Source organism: Kiloniella sp. (assembly GCF_048270245.1).
Classification (GTDB): domain Bacteria; phylum Pseudomonadota; class Alphaproteobacteria; order Kiloniellales; family Kiloniellaceae; genus Kiloniella.
Genome location: NZ_JBLWTH010000001.1, coordinates 262,804 through 285,690, shown reverse-complemented (window position 1 = coordinate 285,690; position 22,887 = coordinate 262,804). Strand labels below are relative to the sequence as shown.

16 protein-coding genes and 1 tRNA gene are annotated in these 22,887 nt (G+C 48.1%); 10 read left to right on the top strand and 7 right to left on the bottom strand.

Annotated elements, in window-relative coordinates; translation table 11 throughout:
* The first annotated feature begins 17 nt into the window (after positions 1 to 17).
* Complete coding sequence (locus tag ACN0W5_RS01315; RefSeq protein ID WP_417452466.1) at positions 18 to 806, top strand: HAD-IIA family hydrolase; 789 nt, start codon at positions 18 to 20, stop codon at positions 804 to 806.
* A gap of 58 nt (positions 807 to 864) precedes the next feature.
* Here ACN0W5_RS01315 and polA read toward each other — a convergent pair whose 3' ends face one another.
* A complete protein-coding gene (gene polA / locus ACN0W5_RS01310) occupies positions 865 to 3,645 on the bottom strand; it encodes a DNA polymerase I (protein ID WP_417452465.1) in 2,781 nt (926 codons plus the stop codon).
* A gap of 235 nt (positions 3,646 to 3,880) precedes the next feature.
* On the opposite strand from polA, the gene ACN0W5_RS01305 reads away from it, so the two are divergent.
* The gene (locus ACN0W5_RS01305; protein ID WP_417452464.1) at positions 3,881 to 5,203 is read left to right on the top strand and encodes a molybdopterin-dependent oxidoreductase; all 1,323 of its coding nucleotides are present in this window, start codon (positions 3,881 to 3,883) and stop codon (positions 5,201 to 5,203) included.
* Between the two features lie 116 nt (positions 5,204 to 5,319).
* A complete protein-coding gene (locus ACN0W5_RS01300) occupies positions 5,320 to 5,664 on the top strand; it encodes a hypothetical protein (RefSeq protein ID WP_417452463.1) in 345 nt (114 codons plus the stop codon).
* 123 nt (positions 5,665 to 5,787) lie between these two features.
* Here ACN0W5_RS01300 and ACN0W5_RS01295 read toward each other — a convergent pair whose 3' ends face one another.
* The 5 genes from ACN0W5_RS01295 to ACN0W5_RS01275 form a co-directional block, all read right to left on the bottom strand.
* Complete coding sequence (locus ACN0W5_RS01295) at positions 5,788 to 6,639, bottom strand: hypothetical protein (protein WP_417452462.1); 852 nt, start codon at positions 6,637 to 6,639, stop codon at positions 5,788 to 5,790.
* An 18-nt stretch (positions 6,640 to 6,657) separates the two neighbouring features.
* Positions 6,658 to 7,188 carry an RNA polymerase sigma factor gene (locus ACN0W5_RS01290; RefSeq protein WP_299373817.1) on the bottom strand — a complete coding sequence of 177 codons (531 nt, stop codon included), beginning with the start codon at positions 7,186 to 7,188 and terminating at the stop codon, positions 6,658 to 6,660.
* Positions 7,189 to 7,294: 106 nt separating this feature from the next.
* Positions 7,295 to 8,116: a DUF4344 domain-containing metallopeptidase gene (locus ACN0W5_RS01285; protein WP_417452461.1), complete on the bottom strand. Its 822-nt coding sequence runs from the start codon at positions 8,114 to 8,116 to the stop codon at positions 7,295 to 7,297.
* A gap of 148 nt (positions 8,117 to 8,264) precedes the next feature.
* Complete coding sequence (locus tag ACN0W5_RS01280; protein ID WP_417452460.1) at positions 8,265 to 8,912, bottom strand: hypothetical protein; 648 nt, start codon at positions 8,910 to 8,912, stop codon at positions 8,265 to 8,267.
* Between the two features lie 84 nt (positions 8,913 to 8,996).
* Entirely contained in the window at positions 8,997 to 9,176 is a 180-nt protein-coding gene (locus ACN0W5_RS01275) for a zinc-finger domain-containing protein (RefSeq protein ID WP_046505944.1), read from the bottom strand.
* A gap of 363 nt (positions 9,177 to 9,539) precedes the next feature.
* On the opposite strand from ACN0W5_RS01275, the gene ACN0W5_RS01270 reads away from it, so the two are divergent.
* Together ACN0W5_RS01270 and ACN0W5_RS01265 are read left to right on the top strand one after the other, a co-directional pair.
* On the top strand, positions 9,540 to 10,487 hold the full coding sequence (locus ACN0W5_RS01270; protein WP_417453112.1) for an ABC transporter ATP-binding protein: 948 nt from the start codon (positions 9,540 to 9,542) through the stop codon (positions 10,485 to 10,487).
* A gap of 260 nt (positions 10,488 to 10,747) precedes the next feature.
* A complete protein-coding gene (locus ACN0W5_RS01265; protein ID WP_417452459.1) occupies positions 10,748 to 11,854 on the top strand; it encodes a lysophospholipase in 1,107 nt (368 codons plus the stop codon).
* Between the two features lie 17 nt (positions 11,855 to 11,871).
* Here ACN0W5_RS01265 and ACN0W5_RS01260 read toward each other — a convergent pair whose 3' ends face one another.
* Positions 11,872 to 12,486 carry a septation protein A gene (locus ACN0W5_RS01260; RefSeq protein WP_299373799.1) on the bottom strand — a complete coding sequence of 205 codons (615 nt, stop codon included), beginning with the start codon at positions 12,484 to 12,486 and terminating at the stop codon, positions 11,872 to 11,874.
* Between the two features lie 453 nt (positions 12,487 to 12,939).
* Here ACN0W5_RS01260 and ACN0W5_RS01255 point away from each other — a divergent pair.
* The 5 genes from ACN0W5_RS01255 (at position 12,940) to ACN0W5_RS01235 (ending at position 22,887) form a co-directional block, all read left to right on the top strand.
* Positions 12,940 to 13,016: transfer RNA gene (locus tag ACN0W5_RS01255), tRNA-Arg, on the top strand.
* 100 nt (positions 13,017 to 13,116) lie between these two features.
* Positions 13,117 to 14,103 carry an integrase gene (locus tag ACN0W5_RS01250; RefSeq protein WP_417452458.1) on the top strand — a complete coding sequence of 329 codons (987 nt, stop codon included), beginning with the start codon at positions 13,117 to 13,119 and terminating at the stop codon, positions 14,101 to 14,103.
* Positions 14,104 to 14,276: 173 nt separating this feature from the next.
* Positions 14,277 to 15,773, top strand: a complete 1,497-nt coding sequence (locus ACN0W5_RS01245; RefSeq protein ID WP_417452457.1) for a SpvB/TcaC N-terminal domain-containing protein — start codon at positions 14,277 to 14,279, stop codon at positions 15,771 to 15,773.
* A 56-nt stretch (positions 15,774 to 15,829) separates the two neighbouring features.
* Positions 15,830 to 19,207, top strand: coding sequence for an FG-GAP repeat domain-containing protein (locus ACN0W5_RS01240; protein ID WP_417452456.1), 3,378 nt, complete (start codon positions 15,830 to 15,832; stop codon positions 19,205 to 19,207).
* Positions 19,208 to 19,305: 98 nt separating this feature from the next.
* On the top strand, positions 19,306 to 22,887 hold the full coding sequence (locus tag ACN0W5_RS01235; protein WP_417452455.1) for an RHS repeat-associated core domain-containing protein: 3,582 nt from the start codon (positions 19,306 to 19,308) through the stop codon (positions 22,885 to 22,887).

The following is a 22,887-nucleotide window of genomic DNA, read 5'->3' as shown; positions in this document are numbered from 1 at the left end:
TCAACAGGACTTTGTTAATGCATAATATCTCGGCCCTTTTATTTGATCTTGATGGCACTGTTTATCGGGGAACAAATGCTATTCCAGGTGCAAGCGATTTCATTGCCACGTTAAAAGAACGCAATATTCCATTTCTGTTTGTGACCAATCGCGGAAATCGCCACCCCTCTGCGGTTGCAGATCAACTTGTATCTATGGGAATTCCCTGCACAGAAGATGATGTCCTGACCTCAGCGCAAGCCGTTGCCATGGGGCTGGAACCCGGAACAAAAGTCTATTGCGTCGGGGAAGAACCACTTAAATCAACCCTAACAGAAGCCGGCATGGTCATCGTAGAGAATACGGCAGATCATGAAGCCGATGCCGTTGTTGTTAGTTATGACCGCGGTGTCAACTATGAAAAATTAAGCAACGCCTTACGCTTTATTGATAAGGGTGCCCGCTTCATCGCAACAAATACAGATCGTTTGATCACAGTCGAAGACGGCATATTACCTGAAGCAGGGCCATTGGTTGCCGCAGTTCAAGCCGCCACAAACAAAGAACCTGAAATCTTTGGGAAGCCTGAAAAGCCAATCATGGATGCAGCCTTGAAACGCATCGGAAAACCCGCTGACCAATGCGCCATTATCGGAGATAATTTATTCACAGATATTCTTGCCGGGCACAAGGCAGGTATGAAATCAATCCTGATACTGACAGGTGTAGCCAATCGCAAAGATGGTGAACATGCAGAATACAAACCAACATGGATTGCTGAAGACTATAAAGATCTCGCCGACATCCTGTTTAAACAATCAAGTTGAAAACAAAGAAACCCGGACAAAAACCCGGCTCTCTTATTTCTCGCTCAACATGTGGCTTCTAGTGAGCTTCGCCCCAACTGCGTCCGACACCCGCATCAGCCGTAAGCGGAATTGAGAGCTTCAGCACGGGATCACAAGCATTTTCCATAACAGAACGAACGACTTCTGATGTTGCCTCAACTTCTGCTTCGGGAACCTCAAAGATCAATTCATCGTGCACCTGAAGCAGCATTTTAGCACTTAAATCAGCATGATTAAGCGCAGCTGGCATCCTGATCATCGCCCGTTTAATGATATCAGCTGCCGTCCCCTGAATTGGTGCATTAATCGCAGCCCGCTCGCCAAAGTTCTTTCGCATCGGATTTTTCTCATTGATCGACGGCAAATGAATGTGACGCCCAAAAAGCGTTTTCACAAAACCATGTTTGTGCGCAAATTCTTTGGTTTCTTCCATATAACGTTTGATTCCCGGGAACCGCCCGAAATAAGCATCGATATAATCTTTTGCATCTTTTCGGGAGATCCCCAAACTCGCGGCCAGACCAAAAGCGGACTGCCCATAGATAATACCAAAGTTAATTGCCTTTGCCTGTCGGCGGATCATCGGGTCCATGCCTTCAATCGGCGTATCAAAAACCTGATGTGCTGTAATGGCGTGAATATCCTGCCCCTCGACAAAGGCCTGACGCAAAGCATCTTCTTCTGCAATTTCAGCAACGAGACGAAGTTCAACCTGAGAATAGTCCACAGAAAGCAGTTTATAACCATCTTCCGCGATAAAGGCATCTCTGATCTTTCGACCTTCTTCTGTACGAACGGGGATATTCTGCAGGTTTGGATCAGATGACGATAGCCGCCCGGTTGATGCTACAGCCTGCGCATAGGATGTGTGAACACGCCCTGTCTTGCTATTTATCTGATCTTGCAAAGCATCTGTATAGGTACTTTTCAGCTTGGCAAGTTGACGCCATTCCAGAACCTTGGTGGGCAAAGTATGACCTTCGACAGCAAGACCTTCGAGAATATCAGCGCCGGTACTATAGGACCCGCTCTTGCCTTTTTTACCACCCGGTAAGCCAAGCTTATCGAACAGAATTTCCCCCAGTTGTTTGGGTGATCCAATAGTGAAAGGCTCACCCGCCACTTCATGGATCTCGGACTGCAAGTCGACAAGACGTTGGGCAAAATTATTGGAAAGACGATGTAGGAAAGGGCGATCCGCCTTAATCCCACGTTGCTCCATATCCGACAGCACCTTTACCAGCGGTCGCTCAATCGTCTCGTATACCGTCGTCATTTTTTCAGGGACAAGACGCGGCTTCAAAGCGGCATGAAGACGGTAGGTAATTAAGGCATCTTCCGCAGCATAATCCAACGCTTTATCCAACGGCACCTTATCGAAAGTAACCTGAGACTTTCCAGTTCCAGCAACTTCTTTAAACTTAATTGTCGTGTGATCCAGATGTAACTCAGCAAGCTCGTCCATGCCGTGCCCGTGCATTCCGCCCTCAAGCACATAAGATAGCAGCATCGTATCATCTACGGGTGAGACAGAGATCCCGTTTTGGGCAAGGATTACCATGTCATATTTGATATTTTGCCCAATTTTGAGAACCGATGGATCTTCCAATAACGGCTTCAAAAGCTCAATGGCGCGCTCTTTCGGAATTTGTTTTGGACGATCTGCGGATCCACCCAACAAATCAAGTCCACCATCCCCACTCTCGGAAACCGCAACATGATCCAAAGGAATATAACAGGCTTTGTTTCCGCCCGTAGACAAACTTACACCAACAAGGTTGGCGCTCATCGCATTCAGTGACGTCGTTTCCGTATCAACCGCCACGGCTCCCTTTAGCTTGGCATCCGCAATCCAACGTATAAGTGCGGCTTCATCTTGCACCAATTCATATTCGGGATCACCACCTTCGGATGCAGCTTCATTCGCCACCTCCATCGGGGCATCCCCCAGTCGTTTTGACATTCTCGCCAGAAGAGACCTGAAAGCATTCACCTCTAAGAAGGGCCGAAGCACTTCTGCCACTGGCTCCCGTGTCGCAAATCCTTCCAGCGGGATTTCGACGGGCACATCCTGTTTAAGGGTCACCAGCTGTTTACTGATCCGTGCCATTTCTGCGTTATCTTGCAACTTTTCCCGACGTTTTGGTTGTTTAATCTCACCCGCACGCGCTAGCAAACTTTCCAGATCACCATATTCTGTGATCAACTGCGCAGCAGTTTTGATACCAATGCCTGGCACCCCGGGGACATTATCAACAGAATCACCCGCCAAAGCCTGTACATCGACAACTTTATTCGGTTGAACCCCAAATTTTTCAAAGACTTCATCCGGTCCAATGATTTTATTCTTCATCGGATCCATCATCGAGATACCGGGTTCAACCAGTTGCATCAGATCCTTATCTGATGACACGATGGTCACATCAATGCCTTTTTCTTTGGCCTGACGTGCATAGGTTGCGATCAAATCATCCGCTTCAAAGCCTGGCATTTCTACCTGTGGCAGATTCAACGCGTCCGTTGCTTCTCTGATAAGCGCGAATTGAGGAATTAGATCTTCAGGAGCTTCTGGTCTATGAGATTTATACTCTTCATAGATATCCATCCGGAAACTCGATCGCCCCGCATCAAAGATGACAGCAATACCGTCAGCCTCCATATCGTCGCGCAGTTTGAGCAACATATTGGTAAATCCGAAAACAGCATTAACGGGTGTTCCGTCAGGGCGCGTCATCGGTGGAATGCCAAAGAAAGCCCGGAAAATATATCCGGAACCATCGACGAGGTAGAGGTGCTTGAAAGGTACGTTATCAGTCATGCTGCACAGAATGCCCAAGCGGCTCGGTTAAGTCGAGCAGGAATGACAGAAATATACCTTGAAATCATAAAAATATGCCCTGATGAAATGTCGGAGCAAAATGCTTGAAAATTTTACCCGATTAAATTAGTCAATTTTTTTCATCCCATATGGAATAAAACCAAAACCCGAGACGTTACCTCCATAGTTGCAAAGAGAATAAAAACAAACAACTCACTACGTACACGGGGAATATATGACTGAAAAATTATCAAAAAAATCTACTAAAAACTCTGGAATTCCAAAGCTTTTTGACCTCTATTCATCTGACCCAACTGCGGCTGATTATAAAATTTTCGGGCGCGTTCCCGATCAAAACCGTCGCGGCTTTCTGAAAGGCGCAGGTCTCGCCACCATGGGGGCCATGCTTGGGGCGTCTATCCCTTTCAGCAAAAACATGCCATCCGGGTTGATCCCGGTTGCTCTTGCTGAGACGGGCGGTGTTATCGAAGGAAAAGACGGGCTAACACTTCTCAATGATCGCCCCCTTAATGCGGAAACACCACCACACCTTCTGGATGATGCAATTACCCCAGTAAACCGTCACTTTATTCGCAACAATGGCATACCACCCGAAGAAGTTGATCCCGAGACTTGGACCTTGACCATTGATGGTCTCGTCGACAAACCCATGAAGCTCACAATCGCTGATCTGAAAAGCAAGTTTGAAGTTGTTACCAAAGCACTCGTCATCGAGTGCGGTGGAAATGGCCGTGCCTATTTTAATCCCCCGGCAAAAGGCAACCAATGGACTCTCGGTGCCGTCGCTTGTTCTCAATGGACAGGTGTGCGCTTGAAAGATGTTCTGGAAGCTGCTGGCGTTCAAAGCAGTGTGGTCTATACAGCCCATGAAGGCGCCGATGGCCACCTTTCCGGTGATCCTGAAAAGCTGCCTATTTCTCGCGGTGTGCCCATCGCCAAAGCAATGGACCCCAATATTCTTATTGCTTTCGAACAAAACGGTGAGCCAATTCATCCCATGAACGGGGCGCCTTTACGTCTTGTTGTGCCGGGTTGGCCGGGGTCTTGTTCGCAGAAATGGCTAACACGTATTTGGCTACGCGATCAGGTTCACGATGGCCCCAAAATGACTGGCACGGCCTATCGTGTTCCTAATCACCCGGTTTCTCCTGGCGAAAAAGTGGATAAAAAAGACTTTGGGATTATCGAGCGTATGCCGGTTAAATCCCTTATTACCTTCCCACAGTCAGGTTTAGAGACCACGGACAAGAACATTACAGTTCGCGGTCACGCATGGTCCGGTGATAGGGATATCAGCTCCCTAAAAATCTCGGTTGATTTTGGAGCAACTTGGCTGGACGCAAAACTGGATAAAGCAGTAAACACAGGTGCTTGGCAAAGTTGGTCTGCAGCTGTCACTTTGCCGGAAAAGGGCTATTACGAAATCTGGGCTAAAGCCACAGATTCTGAAGGAGAAAGCCAGCCACATGCGATTGACTGGAACCCCAAAGGGTATCTGAACAACACAATGCATCGTATCGCAATCAGGGTTTCCTAATCCTTCCGCTTTCTTTTTCTTTGCACCTTGGCGGTCATTTTCATCGCCAAGGTGGTTCGTGCTATCGTCATGAACATTCAATCTGTGGATATTTTTACCCTATGGATAACTATAAGATGACAAAAACATCACTGCGTCGTGGTGCTGTAATAGCTTCCCTATTGGTATCAGCGCTCTTTGCCTTTAGCGCCCCGAGCCTTGGGCAAGACGCCGACGAAGACGAGTTTGAAGGACTTGTGGCTGGCCCAGGACAAGAAGAAGTGTTGATTTACTGTTCTGCCTGTCACTCAACCAGAATTGTCCAACAACAAGGTCTATCTCGGGATCAGTGGATCGAAACACTGGAATGGATGGTGGAAGACCAAGGCATGAGTGAAATCGACGAACCAGATCTTACGCTAATTCTCGATTATCTGGCCAAGAACTACAACGTTGACCGTCCTAACTTCCCGACAAACTAAAGTGTAGAGCCGCACTTCAAATAAAGGAAAAAGCTCGAAAAGAAGCCGGGCAGATTTTTGCCCGGCTTCTTTTCGACTACTCGTTCTTTTGACTTGTACGTTTTCTTTTAACCGAGAAATAACTTACACACAGGGATTAGACTGCGCGTAGGCCTGCTCCATAGCGTATTGCGCTTCGTCAGAAGAAGGTAAGTTTCTCTCACCCTGAAATTTCAGATAGGTCACAATAGAGTCAAACCGCTTCCGCTCCATACCTGTTGCCAAGAGAGCAAATCTAAAACGTTCTCCTGTCCAGAAATCAGAAATTAGATTCTTCGTTTGAGAAAGGTTTGAAAACGGGACCTGATCCTCGCCACTATCCTTCTTTGGGTCATTTTGAACTGGTGTTACCAACAGAGAAACCCGGCATCCTCGTAGCCCGCGATAGTGCATAACAATTGCGTCATCGCGATCAAAGGTACCAATAGACAAATCCACCAGGTAAAGCTTGCTGCCAGTAAGGTCCGGTGCTTGTAACGAGCCAGAGACCGCAGCTGCAATCAACGGTTTATATTCAAGCTCTGAGACAACAAAACTTTGATCGGAAAGCTCTGTGTGCAAATCCAGCGCCCACAGATCAAAATCGGGAGACGAAAAATATCCCACAGAAAAATATCCCACAGAAAAATATCCCACAGGGGATACTATCATAAATAATGCAATCACAGCAGCAAGGACCGAGAATCCTCCTGCTATTTTCCTGTACCCAATTACTTTCTTTTCGCAAGACCGAGATTCATCTTGATCTTTCAGAACACTACCAGCCAAAGCATTCTTTAAGACTCTCAACCGCGTAATTTCAGAAGCAACTTTCGGATCGGTTCCTGCACAGGTTTTTACCCATACCTCTTGCGACGGAGATAATTCACCATCGACAAAAGCATTCAATGTTTCCCAATCCGGGCTTTCCCCAATGGGATGTTCCTTATTGGACATAACTAACTGTACTCACGATTAACGGTATTTATGTGGGAATTTAACAATCTTTTCTTCCGCTTCTTCTTCCAGTCGTGCCAACAACGCTTGTCTTCCTCGACTGATCCTACTCATAACTGTGCCCTGCGAAATATTCAGTAACTCGGCCACTTCCTTGTAACGTAATCCCAAAATATCTACTAAAGCCAAAACTTCTCTATGATCCGCTGAGAGTTCTTCGTAAGCATTTCTAATAGCGAGAGTATCTTCCGGGTCAAGTACCTGATCATTGACCTCACTTACCCAACGTTTTTCCTGCGTGAAATATTCCCTACGCACCGTCTTTTTTCTTTGTTCATCAAAGAAAAAATTCCGAAGTACACGAAACAACCATGGCCGCAGCTCATCTGCCGACTTCAAACAGGGACCCGATTGTAAGGCACGCGCAATCGCTTCTTGTACCAGATCATCGGCCTGATCCCGATCACCACATAGAGCGGTGGCATAGGCCTTTAAATCCGGAATCAGCTTTTCTATACGTCTGCGACTACCGAAGAATGAGCGAAGCAAAGTTTTTCCTGACAAAAATCATCTTGAGTTTAGACCGTAACTGTCTTCTCTGATGTGTTTTATATATAAAGGAAGCTACAATAATAATAAGTCTAGGTCCAAAGCCTTATCCGTTCTCTTCCGCAAGCCGATCATAGATATGGCTGTATTGTGCGATCTGTTCATCACAGAGAATAATTTCAAAATTCTGGGGATCCCAAAAAGCATTAGCTTGACCACAAGACATCAAACGTAAGGTAATTTTACGGGGCAGATAAAAGTTTCCTTCAACGAAGCTTTCAAATTCGTCAAGAATTCCGTGTACGTGTAGCCATTCGCGATAACCTTTGTACCGCGGGTCTGGCTTATCTTCTATAATCACAACCCTGTCTGTGCGAATGCGATCCCCCAACCAGTGTGACGACAGCATACCATCCCACTCATCGGTTTTTTCCTTATATTCACCAACACATTCAGGCGTAATCAAATCGACTACGTCAAAATCTTTAGGCAAATCAACATAGACATCGGGATCAGATCCATAAACCATACAAAGGTGTTGCAAAAACCGTTCTGAATCCAGAGAGTGCTCTCGCCCCTCACTGCTGCCAAAGCTTTCATCCTCGCTCATGGTTAGCCAATAGAGCGCTGTAGAGAAGAGATAGTTATCAAGTTGAGTTTCCCGCTCTTCTCTCAGATTCCCTTCATTAAGCTCTTCGGTCAGGGCAATGATCGAGAAGTGATCTACCGCATCTTCTTCGTTTTCACTTAACCGTAAATTGTACATAGATACAAATGCGTGCCCTGCCTCGTGATAGAGGGTCAGCAAGATATTTCCGGCAATAAACTCCTGTGCGGTTAGTTTTTCGGCGTCTTGCGCCTGTATCTGAGCATGCGGAAAAAGAACACAACCAAGAGACACAGCAAAAAGAACGCCAAGTCTAGACATAAAATTTCCCGAGCTATGAACGGCTTTACAAACCTGCTCAATAAAAGCCTTTATACACCACCACATAAGCTTCATCTCTTTCGATATCTCACCAAAAATCCTGTGTACCAAAAGCATAAACCAACTTTCTAAAACGAAAAAATCCGCTCTATTTATGAACTACGATTTTGTCATTAACTGCATACAGAAAACATGGCTGGCCATTAGATTTAACTTCACAATAGCGGATCACTCTATCTTTTAAGTCTTTGTGCGGTGCTGCCTCTTTAGAATAAGCAAAAGAATTTGCACCATTATTGCTTACCGCATAAACAAATGTCAGTTCAGGGTTTTTGATACTGATTCTACTTTGATAAACATCAAAGGATTTTTTTTGACCTTCCGTTAGCTTTCCATTGAAATTTACGACCTGTTCTTCAACTTTGGCCTTATCGTCTATTCGATGACCACTTCTATCCCATACAACCTTCCCCCCAATATCATAAACTTTACAAACGATACCTTCAGGATTCAAGAAACCTCCCGCCTTGTTTACACATGCCCCATTGGCATAATATTTTAGCTTATTAGCCTTGCGACGACAGTCCCCATGATCACAATTAACACCATACCAACTGGATGTTCCATCCGTGGAAACAGAAAAAATCACGGGTTCGTTTTCTAAATATTTTTGATAAGCAACTTTAATTTCTGGACTTAGTTCTATTGGACCAGAACCCGTCAAATTAAGCTGTCTTTTATTACAGCCGGAAAGAGTAATAACTATCCCGACAATAATTATGGCTATACGGAACATTATTCCCCCACTTTATTCTTTGCAGAAAATAAAAGCTCCACACCCAAGGCATGGAGCTTTTAAACATATCATAACCAGCAAGTTTTAGTGACCGCTTCCGCCGCCAGCACCTTCTTTCAGGATAAAACGCTTGCTGCAATAGGGGCAGGTAATTTCATTCTTCCCGTTCATGTTGAGATAAACGAGCGGATGTCCCTCGGGACCACTGCCGCCATCACAGGCAACAACGTTGGTTTCAACCTCTTGCGTTTCAGTAACGGCCATAACTCTATTCCTGACTTCACCCCTTGTTTTTCGAACCGAATAGCAAGTTTTCCTTGCGATCTTCAGTCCACTTTTCCAAGAGGACTTTATTATTGAGACAATAGTCACTATGTAATGATGCTGAAATTCTTTTACCGTCCATAAAGGAAAGTTTCCAGCCTCTTTTTCCAACGGCTACCTTTTCCCCGCCGGACAACAATTTAAACCATTCTAGACCTTTTAAGGTAAACAGCCTTTTAAGGCGGATAGATAGTACATATTATGCCTGACGATCATAATTACGCCCAGACAACAAACTCAGCTGCAAAGTCTGAATTTCCAGACTCCGCAGATACAGGTTCAGAACATAAGGACACATCCGGCATGCCCACTTACGCCGTTGAACTAGAAGGTCTGACCAAGGTCTATCAGGCCGCCGGAAACGCCGCAGAAAAACGCGCCCTGAGTTCTGTTGATCTCAAAATTCCGCGCGGCAGTATCTTTGGCCTTTTAGGGCCAAATGGCGCCGGAAAATCGACCCTGATCAACATTCTCGCTGGCCTTGTCAATAAAACCAGTGGCTCTGCCAAAATCTGGGGTCATGATATTGTGGACGAAATGCGCCCTGCGCGTATGTCCATTGGTGTCGTGCCACAAGAATTGAACTTTGATCCCTTTTTCACGCCCTTGGAACTACTGGAACTTCAGGCCGGTCTTTATGGCGTCCCAAAAAGTGAACGCCGCAGTGAAGAAATTCTGGAGGTGATGGGACTGAGCGACAAGGCAAAAACTTATACCCGTAGCCTGTCCGGCGGGATGAAACGCCGCTTGATGGTTGGGAAAGCCATGGTACACAGCCCACCTGTACTGGTTCTTGATGAGCCCACAGCAGGCGTGGATATCGAACTTCGCCAACAGCTTTGGGCCTATGTGCGCGAACTCAATAAACGTGGCACCACCATTCTGCTAACCACCCACTATTTGGAAGAGGCAGAAGAACTTTGCGATGAAATCGCCATCATTAACCACGGACAAGTTATTGCCTGTGATACAACCCAAGCCTTACTTGCACGTATCGAAAGCAAAACGCTGACTCTTACCCTCGGCGAAGATCTAGATAGCTTACCTAGCAGCTTTACCGCTTTCCACGTTGAGCAAAAATCTGCACGCGAGCTAACCTTTACCTACAAATCAGATGACGGACAACTCGCAGAGATCCTCAAAGCCGCCAATACCGCCGGTCTTTCCATTCTGGATCTAACAACAGATCAGGGCGATCTGGAAGATATCTTCCTGCAACTGACACGTGGGGCACACAACGCCACTGCCTAATGTAATTTCACAAGTAACATAAGTTTAAGAGGGGGAAGGTTCTCTTCCCCCCCAAATCTGTTTTTCCCTTAGGTTTCTCAATTATCAGAACTGATTTCTCGCCTTTATCGTTAAGGAAGAAACCGCCACGTCCGTGCATATTACCCTTTATCAGACTGGCAATTTATGACCATTAAAGTTAGCTTTTACTCAAGGCGTGAAATGGGAAGTCTGATTGACCTACACGAACGCAAAAACAACGACGAGGGAAGCTAAATTTAGTGGCTATAAAGTTGACAATGTTCGGTAAGGGTAGAGTTTCATATAACAGGCTTTTGCACCCGATACTTTTGGGCTTCTTGCTTATAATCTCACTTGCCGCCTGTACCCCGCGCCTTGGTCCCGCTGGTGAGCTTACACAGGCTGCTGAACTGACCGACGATCACCTGATTACCGACGACGGCCTGCAGCTTCCCTTGCGAAGCTGGCTGCCCGAGGAAAAGCCCTCTGCAATCATTCTCGGCCTGCACGGATTCAATGATTATTCCAATGCCTTTGATGGCCCCGGCACCTTTTGGAAAGACGCCGGTATCGCCACCTATGCCTATGATCAACGTGGGTTTGGTGCGGCCCCTCATCCTGGCTTGTGGGGCGGGCATAAACGCATGACATCCGATCTGCGTACCGCCACCAAGCTCTTGCGTCAGCGACATCCCAATACGCCGCTTTATGTTCTCGGCATTAGCATGGGCGGCGCGGTTGCCATGGCTGCTTTGGAAGAACAGAACGGATCAAATAAAGGCATTTCATCTAGTCTGGATATAGCCAATTTAGATATAGATGGCGTTATTCTCTCGGCCCCGGCGGTGTGGGCCAGAAAAACCATGCCGTGGTACCAACGCGCGTCGTTATGGCTTGTCGCCCACACCACACCATGGGCAAGCTTTACGGGCAGCGGATTGAAAATACAGGCATCGGACAACATCCCCATGCTGATCGACCTTGGCAAAGATCCCTTGGTGATCAAAAGCACCCGGATTGATAGCGTTTATGGCCTGACTGATTTAATGGATGCCGCCTATGGTTCTCCCGATAGTCTGACACTTCCCGCACTTTTGCTTTATGGCGAAAAGGATGAGGTCGTGCCCTGGCACCCGACACGTGACGTCTGGAAACGATTACCCAATGGCATTTCTGGCCCCCAAAAGGCCGCCCTCTACCCCGAAGGATGGCACATGTTATTACGGGATTTACAGGCGGAAACTGTTCTTGCCGATATTGCAAGCTGGGTAAAAGATCCGGCAACACCTTTGCCATCAAGCGCCGATCTCAACGCCCAACAAAAAGTGGACCAGGAAGACCTGAGACAGGAAACAAAGACGAATTAAGCTAAAAAGCGAGACGTTTACGCTTCGTCTTCATCAGGCAAATGATATCTGCGGATGACCGGATACTGGCTAAAGATAAAGAGCACCATCAACCCCATTGATCCCAGAACCTTGAAGTTCACCCAAAAATCATTGGATTGCGTGCGCCAGACAATCTCGTTCAACACCGCCATACCAAGAAAATAGAAACCGAAACGGATGGTTAGAATACGCCAGCCTTCATCAGTCATGTTCCATGCCTTTTGCATCAAAGGCTTGATCAAGGGACGCTTGAAAATGAAAAGGCCACCAAAAAGGATTAGGGCAAAGACCGTCTGAATAATGGTTGGCTTCATCTTGATGAAGGTTTCATCGTTCAGGTACACCGTCAGCCCACCAAAAACCATCACCACCACAGCGGTAATCAGGGGAACCTTTGGAATTTTGCCATCGTAATACAGCGAAAAGGCAATCCCGATCACAGTCGTGATCATCAGGCCAACAGTCGCGGCAATCAACTGTGTTGTATTCTGGAGAAGCTCATGCGGGAAGGCAGCGACAATACGATCAAAACCATAATAGATCCCCATAAAGATCAGAATTGGACCATATTCAATTGCAGGTCCCATCCAGCTTGGTTTTTGACGCGCCATTCCTAACTCCCTTTTGGTTCCAATTTACCGCCATCCCAGCGACATCAGAACATCAAACCAGCGATAAAATACCACCTATCAGGTGCAGCCACTTTATCACATTCAAAAAACTGTCGCCCAACAAGCCACAAAGGACAGGTCAAACACAAGAAAAAAGCGCTAACGCATCGCGTTCAGCTTATTATCAAAGCAATATAGGAAAGGTATCGGAAATTCCAAGGCCTCTATAGAGGCGATTATAATAGAGACGGACAACATTCTAACTTTATGCGCCCCCTATACGTATTGAGATAGATTAGGACTAAAAAGCGAAAGACAAACAGAAACAAAGCACCCAGAGATAATTTCACAAGCCCATCAAATTTATCACCCGCAACAAAGGTAACAGCCATTTTGCCCCTTTACCTCGTCCATAGCTTGCAGTAATGTCCGCCCTATTGGCCCTATGCTTAAGCACCCGTAGCTCAGCTGGATAGAGTGTCGCCCTCCGAAGGCGAAGGTCACAGGTTCGAATCCTGTCGGGTGCGCCAATAAAATCAACAATTTAACACTTTTGACGATCTCTTCTTTGCCTTTTTGGGACAATTTTGGGACACTATCTTCTAAAGTTTTTCTTTTAGGAGCAGGAAAGTGGCGACTATTTCCAAACGTGGGGCGTATCAATGGCAGGCCAAGATTCGCAAACAAGGCTACCCTGCTCAGAGTAAAACATTTGATTCTAAACGTGAGGCAGAAGCATGGGCGTCTGTTATTGAATCTGAAATGACACGCTCTGTCTTCATTGATCGATCACTAAGTGAACGAGAAACTCTGGAAGATGTCATCGTTCGCTACATGAAAGAAGTTGCCCCAAAACATAAAGGTGGCGATGCTGAAATAGCGCGTCTCAATAAACTTTTAAAAGATGAACAAGATCTATGCTGTCGCATCATGGCAACCCTAACCATTGAAGATTTTGAAGGTTACCGAGACAAACGCCTGAACGAAAACAAAGCGCCAGGAACAGTAAAAAGAGAGCTCGGCCTTTTACACAGCGTCATTGAATCTTCTCTGCGAAGACTCGGCCTATTGGAAAATCCCGTTACGAAAGTTAAACGTCCAAAGGTTAATGATAACCGCATCATGCGTTTTTACGGGGATGATGAAGCAAGATTAATGACAGCTATTGATTCTTGCCGAAACCCTTGGATTAAACCTGCAATCATTCTAGCCCTAGAAACAGCAATGAGACGGAGTGAATTACTTAACCTACAATGGCAGCACATTGACATGGAAACCTGCGTCGCACACCTGCCGGATACAAAAAACGGAGAGTCTCGTGATGTTCCCCTGTCCTCTATTGCGATAAAAACACTGAAAAACTTACCACAACAAGAAAGCGGGCAAGTTCTGCGAACAACCGCCGAAGGAATAAAAAATGCCTTTGAGAGAGCGCGTAAACGCGCAGATTTGGAACATTTCAATTTTCATGATCTCAGGCACGAAGCCATATCGAGGCTGTTTGAAGCAAACTGGAACGTCATGGAAGTTGCTGCAGTTTCTGGCCATAAAGACCTTCAGAGCCTTAAACGCTATACAAACCTTAAAGCAGCCGACCTCGCTAAAAAGATGGGGTAATCACTTAATTTCAACACAAAGCACGTAAGCAGTATGACATTAATAAATAACTACACTTTATGATTGACTTTATGGGAATATTTTCTAAGGTAAAATCGCTCGCATAACGTGTATTACCTTTCCTTTAGACCGTATTTTCGGTTATCTGATCTGGGGGGATCAAAATATCTCTGTTGTCGTCTTTGCGACTGGCTGGCTTATGCCTTGCCGGAAGCCTTTCTGTCGCCTTTGTTTCTAGTGCTTATGCCCAGACGAGTAATACCTCAACAGTAGCCGGATCTTTAGAAGGGGAGTTTGCCGTTGATGACAGTGGGGCAGCAACCTATTCCATTCCCATTTCCGTTCCTCCTGGGATTGCGGGGAATGAACCCCGTCTGGCTCTGTCCTATTCCTCTCAAGCAGGCAATGGACCCTTAGGGATCGGCTGGGGCTTGTCCGGACTTTCTGCCATTACCCGTTGTGGGCAGAGACTGGTACCCCACGGCAAGATCCACGGGGTCGACTTCTCTACTGAGGATCGCTTCTGTCTGGATGGTCAGAGGTTGGTCGCTGTCTCTGGCGCCTATGGGGCCGATGGTACGGAGTACCGCACTGAAATTGAAAGCTATGCCAAGGTTATCTCCAACGGTGCAGCAGGCACAGGTCCCGAGAGCTTCACGGTCTGGAGCAAGGGTGGTTTGATCCTGGAATATGGCGCAACTGCAGACAGTCGCATTGAGGCCATCAAAGCAGATGGTACCGCAAGAGCAGAAGCCCGTCTCTGGGCCCTAAACAAACAGGCTGATCGTTCAGACAATGCCATTACCTATAGCTACACCGAAGACCAAAGCAACGGCTCTTACCGTATTGACCGTATAGACTACGGCGGCAATGCCACAGCTGGAACGACAGCCACCTCCTCTGTACGTTTTGTCCATGAAACTCGCGCAGATAGTCGTAGCTCTTTCCAGGCTGGAGCCAAGATCAACCAGGACAAACGCCTCACCAATGTGCAGACATACGAAGCTGAAACACTGGTTAGCGACTATCGTCTTACCTATGACAGTAAAGTTGCGGGTTATCCTGATGATCCAAACGCTTCAGCCCCGCTAAGTTGTAAAGCTATCCTTGATGCCGGAAGCTCCACGGGTAACGGTTACTATCAGATAGATCCAGATGGTGCCGGAGGAACAGCACCTTTCGAAGCCTATTGTAATATGAGTGACAATGGTGGCGGATGGACCCTGGCTGCCTCCATTAGTACGAGTAACAAGCACCACTTTCAAGCGGCCAATCACGACACAAACGGTAACTACCGCGTGGACTTCGAGCAACTTGGTGAAAAGCTCGAAGATAGCGTGATTAACTCTCTCTATAGTGATCGCCTTTGGGTGAACATTGTTGGCGGCAGCGGAGACATCCATTGTGAAAAAGCCAACCAGTCCGGTACTGGATTGAGCTTTGCCTACAACTACAGCCCTGTCTGTGGATATACCTACACATCAACTCAAAACTATGCAGGTGACGGCGCAAATAATAACTGGGGTATCAACGTTTGGAAAAACTACGATTACCGTGCGTACAAAAACAATTATTCCGGATGTAATGGCGCAGCAGCTACTTACGTGCCAAGCGGCAACGGTGGCTGTAACTATCACCCTTCACGCGGAGGGGATCTATGGGTCCGCTAGCAAAAATTCCCAATAATTCGTCCGATAAAAACTCACAGATCGCCAGGTGGTTCCAAATGCACCGTTCCAGAAAAATCTCTATAAACAACACAACGGCTCGAGCCGCCTTTATGGCCGGAGTACTGGCTGTAGGACTGACAGGGACAAGCCTGGCATCCGGCTCATCCTCACCCCCCACCTACGACGGTTCCCGTTCCCAGATTGTGTCGATCACGCAGTGTAATGCGTCTGATGAGTGTGTAACGCCTGTCACTTTAAGCTGGAATGACGAGAACACCTCATGGCCCCAAAGCCAAGCCTTTTCTGACTTCGGTAAAAACAACTACAGCTATCCCCTGGTCTCTGGGGACTGGAACGGTGACGGCTTTAGTGATCTCGGACGGGTCACCTCAACGGGGATGTCCTTCTATCTCGGATCCGCCTCAGGCATGAGTGGTAACTTCCACCTGAACGATTTCAGTGTCGGATCATTTGCCAACAGCAATGACAATCCCCTAATCACAGGAGACTGGAACGGCGATGGTCTCGTGGATGTCGCCCGTGTGAGCTCCAGTGACGTGAAGTTCTATGTTTCTCGTGGTACAGGCTGGAACAACCACCCCACCCTCAATGATTTTGGTAAAAGCAGCTTCGCCAATGGTCGGGATTACCCGATTATCACCGGGGACTGGAATGGTGATGGTCTGTTGGATCTCGGGCGCGTGACACAGGGCGGTATGTCTTTAAGAACCAGCCTGAACTCTCGTTATGCGCTTTTGGATTCTGTGACCAATTCACGGGGACACCTCTCGAGCATTCACTACAAAACCCTCACGGACAGTACTCTTTACAAGAAGGGGGCTGCGGCAACTTATCCTGAACAGGACTACACTTCTGCGATGACTGTGGTCTCCTCTATTGAGCGGGATGACGGTATTGGAGGGAAACGCCATATCGACTATCTCTATGAGGGACTGCGCGGGGATGTTGCCAGGGGATCTTTCCTCGGCTTTAGCAAGGTCACCTCTACGGACAGAGAACGCACCACACAGACCGTAACCGACTATCGTCAGGACTGGCCTTTCTCGCGTCGGATTGCCAAGGCAACCCGTAAGCTGAGCAATGGGGTTCTCATCTCGGTGAAGGAAAACACCTGGGAACAGGTGACCACCAAACCGGATGTGACAAGTGTGCGTCTGGCACAATCTGTTGCCAAGTCCTATGAGATCAATGGACAGACCCCGACCGATCCGGGCACCGGGGATCCCATTGATCCGCTCCCCATCTATGACATTACCCTCTCTGCCCATGCGGAGAACTACGATGTTGCCGCTAACCTCACAGGTTGGAATGGGACCGACAAAGTTCATGTCAACGTCACTGTAGATGCCGGTGTTGTACTTGGCTCCACCTCTGCGGATAGCTATGCGCTGGACTTTACGGATCTGCCGCAGGGCTCAACAGCCAGCCTTACCAACAATGGCGACATCATTGGGTACTACGGTGTCGTGAACGGCGGTAGTGGCGGACATGCGGTGAAAACATCCGTTCCACTGAAGGTCACAAACAACGGCACCATATATGCTGGTGGTGGGGGCGCAAAGGGAGCAAATGCCACCGCCTATGGGAATACAACAAGCTACTCGTCATCTGCAAATGATGACCGCTGTTGGCAAGGACAAGATGTAAGTTGTTCTGCTGCTGGTGGAAACGGTGGAAGGGGAGCTGGTTGGTATGGAGCTGGCCTCTTTTACGCCAATGGAGCTGGAGGATCTGGAGGGGCAAGCTGTACTGCAGGAACACCTGCATCCGGTTATCCGAACTGTACTGGTTATCAACAAACTGCGACAGGTGCCACAGGTGGGGCAGGCTCTGATCTTGGAATTGGCAATGTCTCTGGGGCCACCGCTGGTATTGTCTTTAACGGCTATAGCCTCATCACCTTTAACGTTGCGGGCCTCTGGGGCGGTCAGGTCTCAGAAGAAGCTACACCGATCAATCCAGGCAATGGCAACACCGATCCAACTGGCACGGCAGATTACACCCTCACCATTGCAGCGCACACCGAGAATGTGAATGTAGCGACATTGTTGGCCACAGAAACAAACTGGGATGGCGCGACTGTTTCCAGCGTCAAGGTGATCGTGGAACCAAACATCGTGGTTGGTTCCACTTCTGCAAGTACCTACGCCATTGACTTTAGTACTCTACCAACTGGCTTTACCGCCATCCTCGACAATAAGGGATCCATCGTTGGGTCCTATGGTACCGTCAACAATGGTGATGGCGGACATGCCGTAAAAACCAACATCCTGCTCGATGTTTATAACGCGGGCGTCATCTATGCTGGCGGCGGCGGTGGGCACAACGGAGCAAGTAGAACCGCAACTGGATATGATTCAGATAAGTTTTACTCTGCTAACGACGATCGATGTGGGTTACGGGCTGTGACCTGCACAGCTCCCGGTGGTTCTGGTGGTCATGGGGCTGGCTGGTATGGCAATGGTCAATTCTACAATGAAGCTGTCATGGGTACTAATGGTGGGTATTGTAGTGCAGGCGGTGTTAGACGAAGTAGTTCATGTACCGGCGAATACGCTCGCTCCGCTACTGGGGTAGCCGGTACTGACGGCGGAGCCTTTGGTCTTAACGGGGAAAGCGGGGGTGTCGGAGGTATCGCCTTTGACGGTATCAATCTGATCACCTTTAAAAACGAAGGCCTATGGGCAGGTCGTACCATCGATGGGCCAGACATTGCTCCGCCTGCAGCCCCCGGCACACAGTTCTACACAATTGCCGGGGCACATAACTGGACTGTTCCAAGTGATGTCACTGCCGTTCGTGTGACGCTTGTTGGGGCCGGCGGTAGTGGTGGTCAGAATGGGACTTGGTTTGGCTCAGGATCCTTTATTCCCGGTGGCGGCGGTGGCGGCGGTGGTGCCGGTGCTGTTGTGCAGAAAATACTGGCTGTTGCCCCCGGTGACGTTATCCCTGTAACGATTGGTGCTGGGGCCGAAGCATCCATTTATGTCCATCCTGTGGTTGGAAAGAACACAGATGGTACCAGCGGTCAGCAAAGCACCTTTGGCAGCTTGTTAACCGCAGCACCTGGAATGGGTGGCGGGGGCGGCTACTCGCAACATCAATCCAGTGGTGCAGGCGGTGCAGCCGGAGCTGGTGCCGTCGCAAGTGGTGGTGAGCTTATCAACATAAACGGCCAAGATGGTACTGTCGGCGATCCATCTTCAACCGCAGGGGGAACTTATCTCTACGGAAATGGCGGTAACGGCGGCGAAGGCTATTTACTGGAAGGTACCAGTTGTGGTGCAGGCGGTGCGGGACCTGCCAAAAAAGCAGGACATGGTCAAAACCCGAGCATGCCGGGAAGTGACGGCTGTGTACTGATCGAATGGGGGGCAGAGATAACAGCCTCTGGTTCCGGGGGGGCGTCGTGATGGTGAGCTGCTCTGGACTGTTATCTGATTTATTTACCAGGCGTAAGAATATAAACGGCATGGAAGAACTGGGGTCAGTTCTTGTGAGGGGAAAAGATATGTCTGTTGGGGTTGATCAAGCTGGGGGTGCTGTGCAAAGAAGCTCAGGGCATGGGACTTCGGGGCAAAAGGCTTTGGGGAATGCATCGCATGGTTTTGGTGAAAGATTATTGAAATCTCTGAAGCCCCTGAAATCACTTAAACCTCTGGCGTTTGCGGGGATGTTGGCGGTGCCTTTGATGGCACCCGTTTCTGTGCAGGCGGCTGGTTTGGTCAAGACAACGACGGTCACCTATACCTATGACGAGTATGATAACGCCACGCAGGTTGATACCTCGGTTACGGATGGTGTGGAGACCTTTAGTACTTCGGTTGTCACCACCATTAGCAATGACGAAAGCAAGTGGTTGCTGGGGCGCACGACGCAGGTTGTGACCACCAGCACCAATGCGGATCAAACCTCTCTCTCCCGCACTTCTGCCATGACCTATCACGGCGATACCTTCCTGCCTGCAACAACGACTATTGAACCGGGGGATGCCCAGCTAGAGATGGTGACCACCTATGGCTACGACAGCTTTGGTAATGTTATCACAACAACTGTATCTGGTAGAGATGAAACCGTTCGAACAGTAACTTCAGATTATGGGACTGATGGTCGATTTGGCTTAAGTTCTACAAATGGCAAAGGACATACGACATCTGTAACTATAGATAGTAAGTTTGGAGTTACTCTATCAGCCTCTAATGCAAATAGTACAGTCACCAATTTTGAATATGACGGCTTTGGCCGCAATATCCGCCAGATAATGGCTGATGGAACTGAAACTGTAACAAGTTATAACCTGTGTTCTGATGCCGGGATCACCTGTCCGAGTAGTGCCGTGGAGCGTGTTCAGCAGCAATCACTGGAAACCGCCAGTGGTACAGCCATTGCCGCCAGTAACACTGTCTATGTGGATAAACTGGGACGTGAAATCCGCAGCGAAAGCCAGATGGCCGATGGTTCTGTCGTTTATGCTGATACGGCCTATGACAGCTTTGGCCGGGTGATCAAAACATCCGCGCCCTACAAGGCAGGTAGTAATTCCATTGACTGGGCGCTCAGTGAATATGACGTATTGAATCGTGTCACGAAGTCCACCGATCTCAATGGTGCCGTGACCACCACAGCGCACAATGGCCTGAGCGTGACCATTACAACGCCGTTGCAGGAAACGGAAAGTCGTAAGAGTAATGCGCGGGGTGAACTGGTTCTGGTCACCGATACCATGAGCGGCACTATTGCCTATACCTACGATGCTTTTGGTAATCTGACCAGTACCACCGATGCCAAGAACAATACCGTGACCATTGCCTATGATAAACTGGGCAAGAAGCTCAACATGGATGACCCGGATATGGGATACTGGTCCTATAGCTATAACAGCTATGGCGAACTGACATCCCAAACGGACGCCAAAGGACAAACCAATACCCTGACTTATGATGTATTGGGTCGCATGATCCAACGTGTTGAAGCTGAAGGGACCACAACCTGGACCTATGATACCGCCGCCAATGGGATTGGGCTATTGCATAGCGCGACGGGGCCGGGTGGTGCTGGCCAGCCAAATTATGCGGAAACCCATAACTACGACAGCCTGAGCCGTCCAAGCAGTACGACACGCAAGATCCGAGGTAAGGATTATACCACCTCGATTTCCTACGATACCGCAGGGCGTTTGGGTACTGTGACCTATCCCACAGGCTTTGCTGTGGACTACAGCTATACAACCACCGGCTATCTGGATGAGATTACCAAAACAGCAGACAGTTCCCTGATCTGGAAAGCCAAAACCCGGGATGCGGATGGTCGCGTGCGGGAAGCCCAGTTGGGCAATGGCCTGACAGAATGGACCGATGTAGATGAACTCGGTCGAGTTACTTCTCGCCGTTTGTCCGGTGCACAAGGCCTGCAGCTCGATCTGGCCATGACCTTTGACCTTGTGGGTAACCTCACAGCCCGTCAGGACAATGTACAGGATCGTAAAGAGACCTTTGGCTATGATGCGCTTAACCGCCTGACCTCCAATCTCTTGGTCAAGGCTTCAGACAGCACACAGCTGGCCTCAACCAGTTATGGTTATGACATTATCGGGAACATGACCCTGAAGTCAGATCTCAGTCATGGCGGGGTTCTGACCTATGATCCAGCGCGTCCCCATGCGGTGGCAACAGCCAAGGGTGGATCTTACACCTATGATCTCAACGGTAACCTCACAGGCGGTGGCGGACGTTCCGTCTCCTGGACCAGCTTTAACAAGCCGGCCACCATTGATGCCACGGCCTCTTTGTCGGCGACATCCTTTGTCTATGGCCCTGACCGGGCACGTATCCGTCAGACTATTGTAGAGGCAGGCACGACCACAGAGGTTGCCTATGTAGGTTCCTACTATGAAGAACGCACGCCTGTAACGTCAGCCGGGGTTCAGTCCGGTACCATGGAGCAGATCCACTATATCCGTGCGGATGAGCTGGGACTGGTGGAAGAACGTCTATCCTATGATCCGCACGGAAGACGACGGGAAGCAGACTGGCAGGAAGCATCCCTACCCATCCGTCCAACATTCACCCCACGTGGTTTTACCGGGCACGAACATCTCGACGCTGTTGGCATCATTCATATGAATGGCCGTGTTTATGATCCGGAACTGGGAAGGTTCTTATCAGCGGATCCAAATATTCCAGATCCATTATCCACACAGGATTTTAACCGTTATTCCTATGTAGGGAACAATCCTCTCTCTTACACCGATCCTACAGGTTTTTACAGGTCAGGACCTCCTGATGATGGAACAAGAGGAGGCCAGGATCCTAACCGAGATTTAAACAAAGATGGGAAGATTGGTGATGGCAATGGTCGAATGATAGATGCTCCACCAAAAGAAACAGAGAAAATCGAAGAAGAGAAAAGTTTTTGGGATTACTTTACGCCTCGACCAAGGCAATGGGACTGGAATCGTGCTATTGCAAAAGGTGCGGCAGGCCTTAAGGCTTTTGCCGAGAAATTTGGGGGTATCGTAGGTGAAACAATAGATGAATATTCTAATATAGATTTAACTACACCTGAGGGGTTGAATAAATTACAAGATATTCTCTCCGTTGCAGGTCAAGCTCCTGCCATAGGTATTGTTGTCGATTTAACAAATGCAACAATTAGCATTGTTAGAGGAAACTATACAGATGCCGCATTACATGCGGGATCAGCTATACCTGTTATCGGGAATGGCATTGCAGGTACGGTTACAGTTGCTAAAGTCGCAAATAAGGTTAATAAAGCTGCAAAAGGAGTAAGTACTAAAGTTGACGGCGTTATTAACGAAACTTTATCGGGTAAAGGAAATATAACCAGTAAGTATTCTCTTAACTCTGATGAAGCTTTGGATGCCGGTTTGAAACATGTAGGTGACGGCTATAAAGAAATAGGCAAACAGGGTAGCGGTGTTTTCAGAAGTGCTGATGGAACAAAGCAGTTTAGAATTGATAACAACTCTCTAAGTGGTAATCATGCCCCGAATGTACCGCATGTGCATTTAGAGACTTATAAACCAGGTGCTCGAAAGCCAACAACCAATAACCATATACCTCTGGTTGATTAA

Coding starts and splice junctions, on each gene's coding strand:
- ACN0W5_RS01280 (WP_417452460.1), bottom strand. CDS start 8,912: ATGTTCCGTATAGCCATAATTATTGTCGGGATAGTTATTACTCTTTCC.
- ACN0W5_RS01300 (WP_417452463.1), top strand. CDS start 5,320: ATGACAAAAACATCACTGCGTCGTGGTGCTGTAATAGCTTCCCTATTG.
- polA (WP_417452465.1), bottom strand. CDS start 3,645: ATGACTGATAACGTACCTTTCAAGCACCTCTACCTCGTCGATGGTTCC.
- ACN0W5_RS01275 (WP_046505944.1), bottom strand. CDS start 9,176: ATGGCCGTTACTGAAACGCAAGAGGTTGAAACCAACGTTGTTGCCTGT.
- ACN0W5_RS01235 (WP_417452455.1), top strand. CDS start 19,306: ATGTCTGTTGGGGTTGATCAAGCTGGGGGTGCTGTGCAAAGAAGCTCA.
- ACN0W5_RS01285 (WP_417452461.1), bottom strand. CDS start 8,116: ATGTCTAGACTTGGCGTTCTTTTTGCTGTGTCTCTTGGTTGTGTTCTT.
- ACN0W5_RS01270 (WP_417453112.1), top strand. CDS start 9,540: ATGCCCACTTACGCCGTTGAACTAGAAGGTCTGACCAAGGTCTATCAG.
- ACN0W5_RS01240 (WP_417452456.1), top strand. CDS start 15,830: ATGCACCGTTCCAGAAAAATCTCTATAAACAACACAACGGCTCGAGCC.
- ACN0W5_RS01305 (WP_417452464.1), top strand. CDS start 3,881: ATGACTGAAAAATTATCAAAAAAATCTACTAAAAACTCTGGAATTCCA.
- ACN0W5_RS01260 (WP_299373799.1), bottom strand. CDS start 12,486: ATGGCGCGTCAAAAACCAAGCTGGATGGGACCTGCAATTGAATATGGT.
- ACN0W5_RS01295 (WP_417452462.1), bottom strand. CDS start 6,639: ATGTCCAATAAGGAACATCCCATTGGGGAAAGCCCGGATTGGGAAACA.
- ACN0W5_RS01315 (WP_417452466.1), top strand. CDS start 18: ATGCATAATATCTCGGCCCTTTTATTTGATCTTGATGGCACTGTTTAT.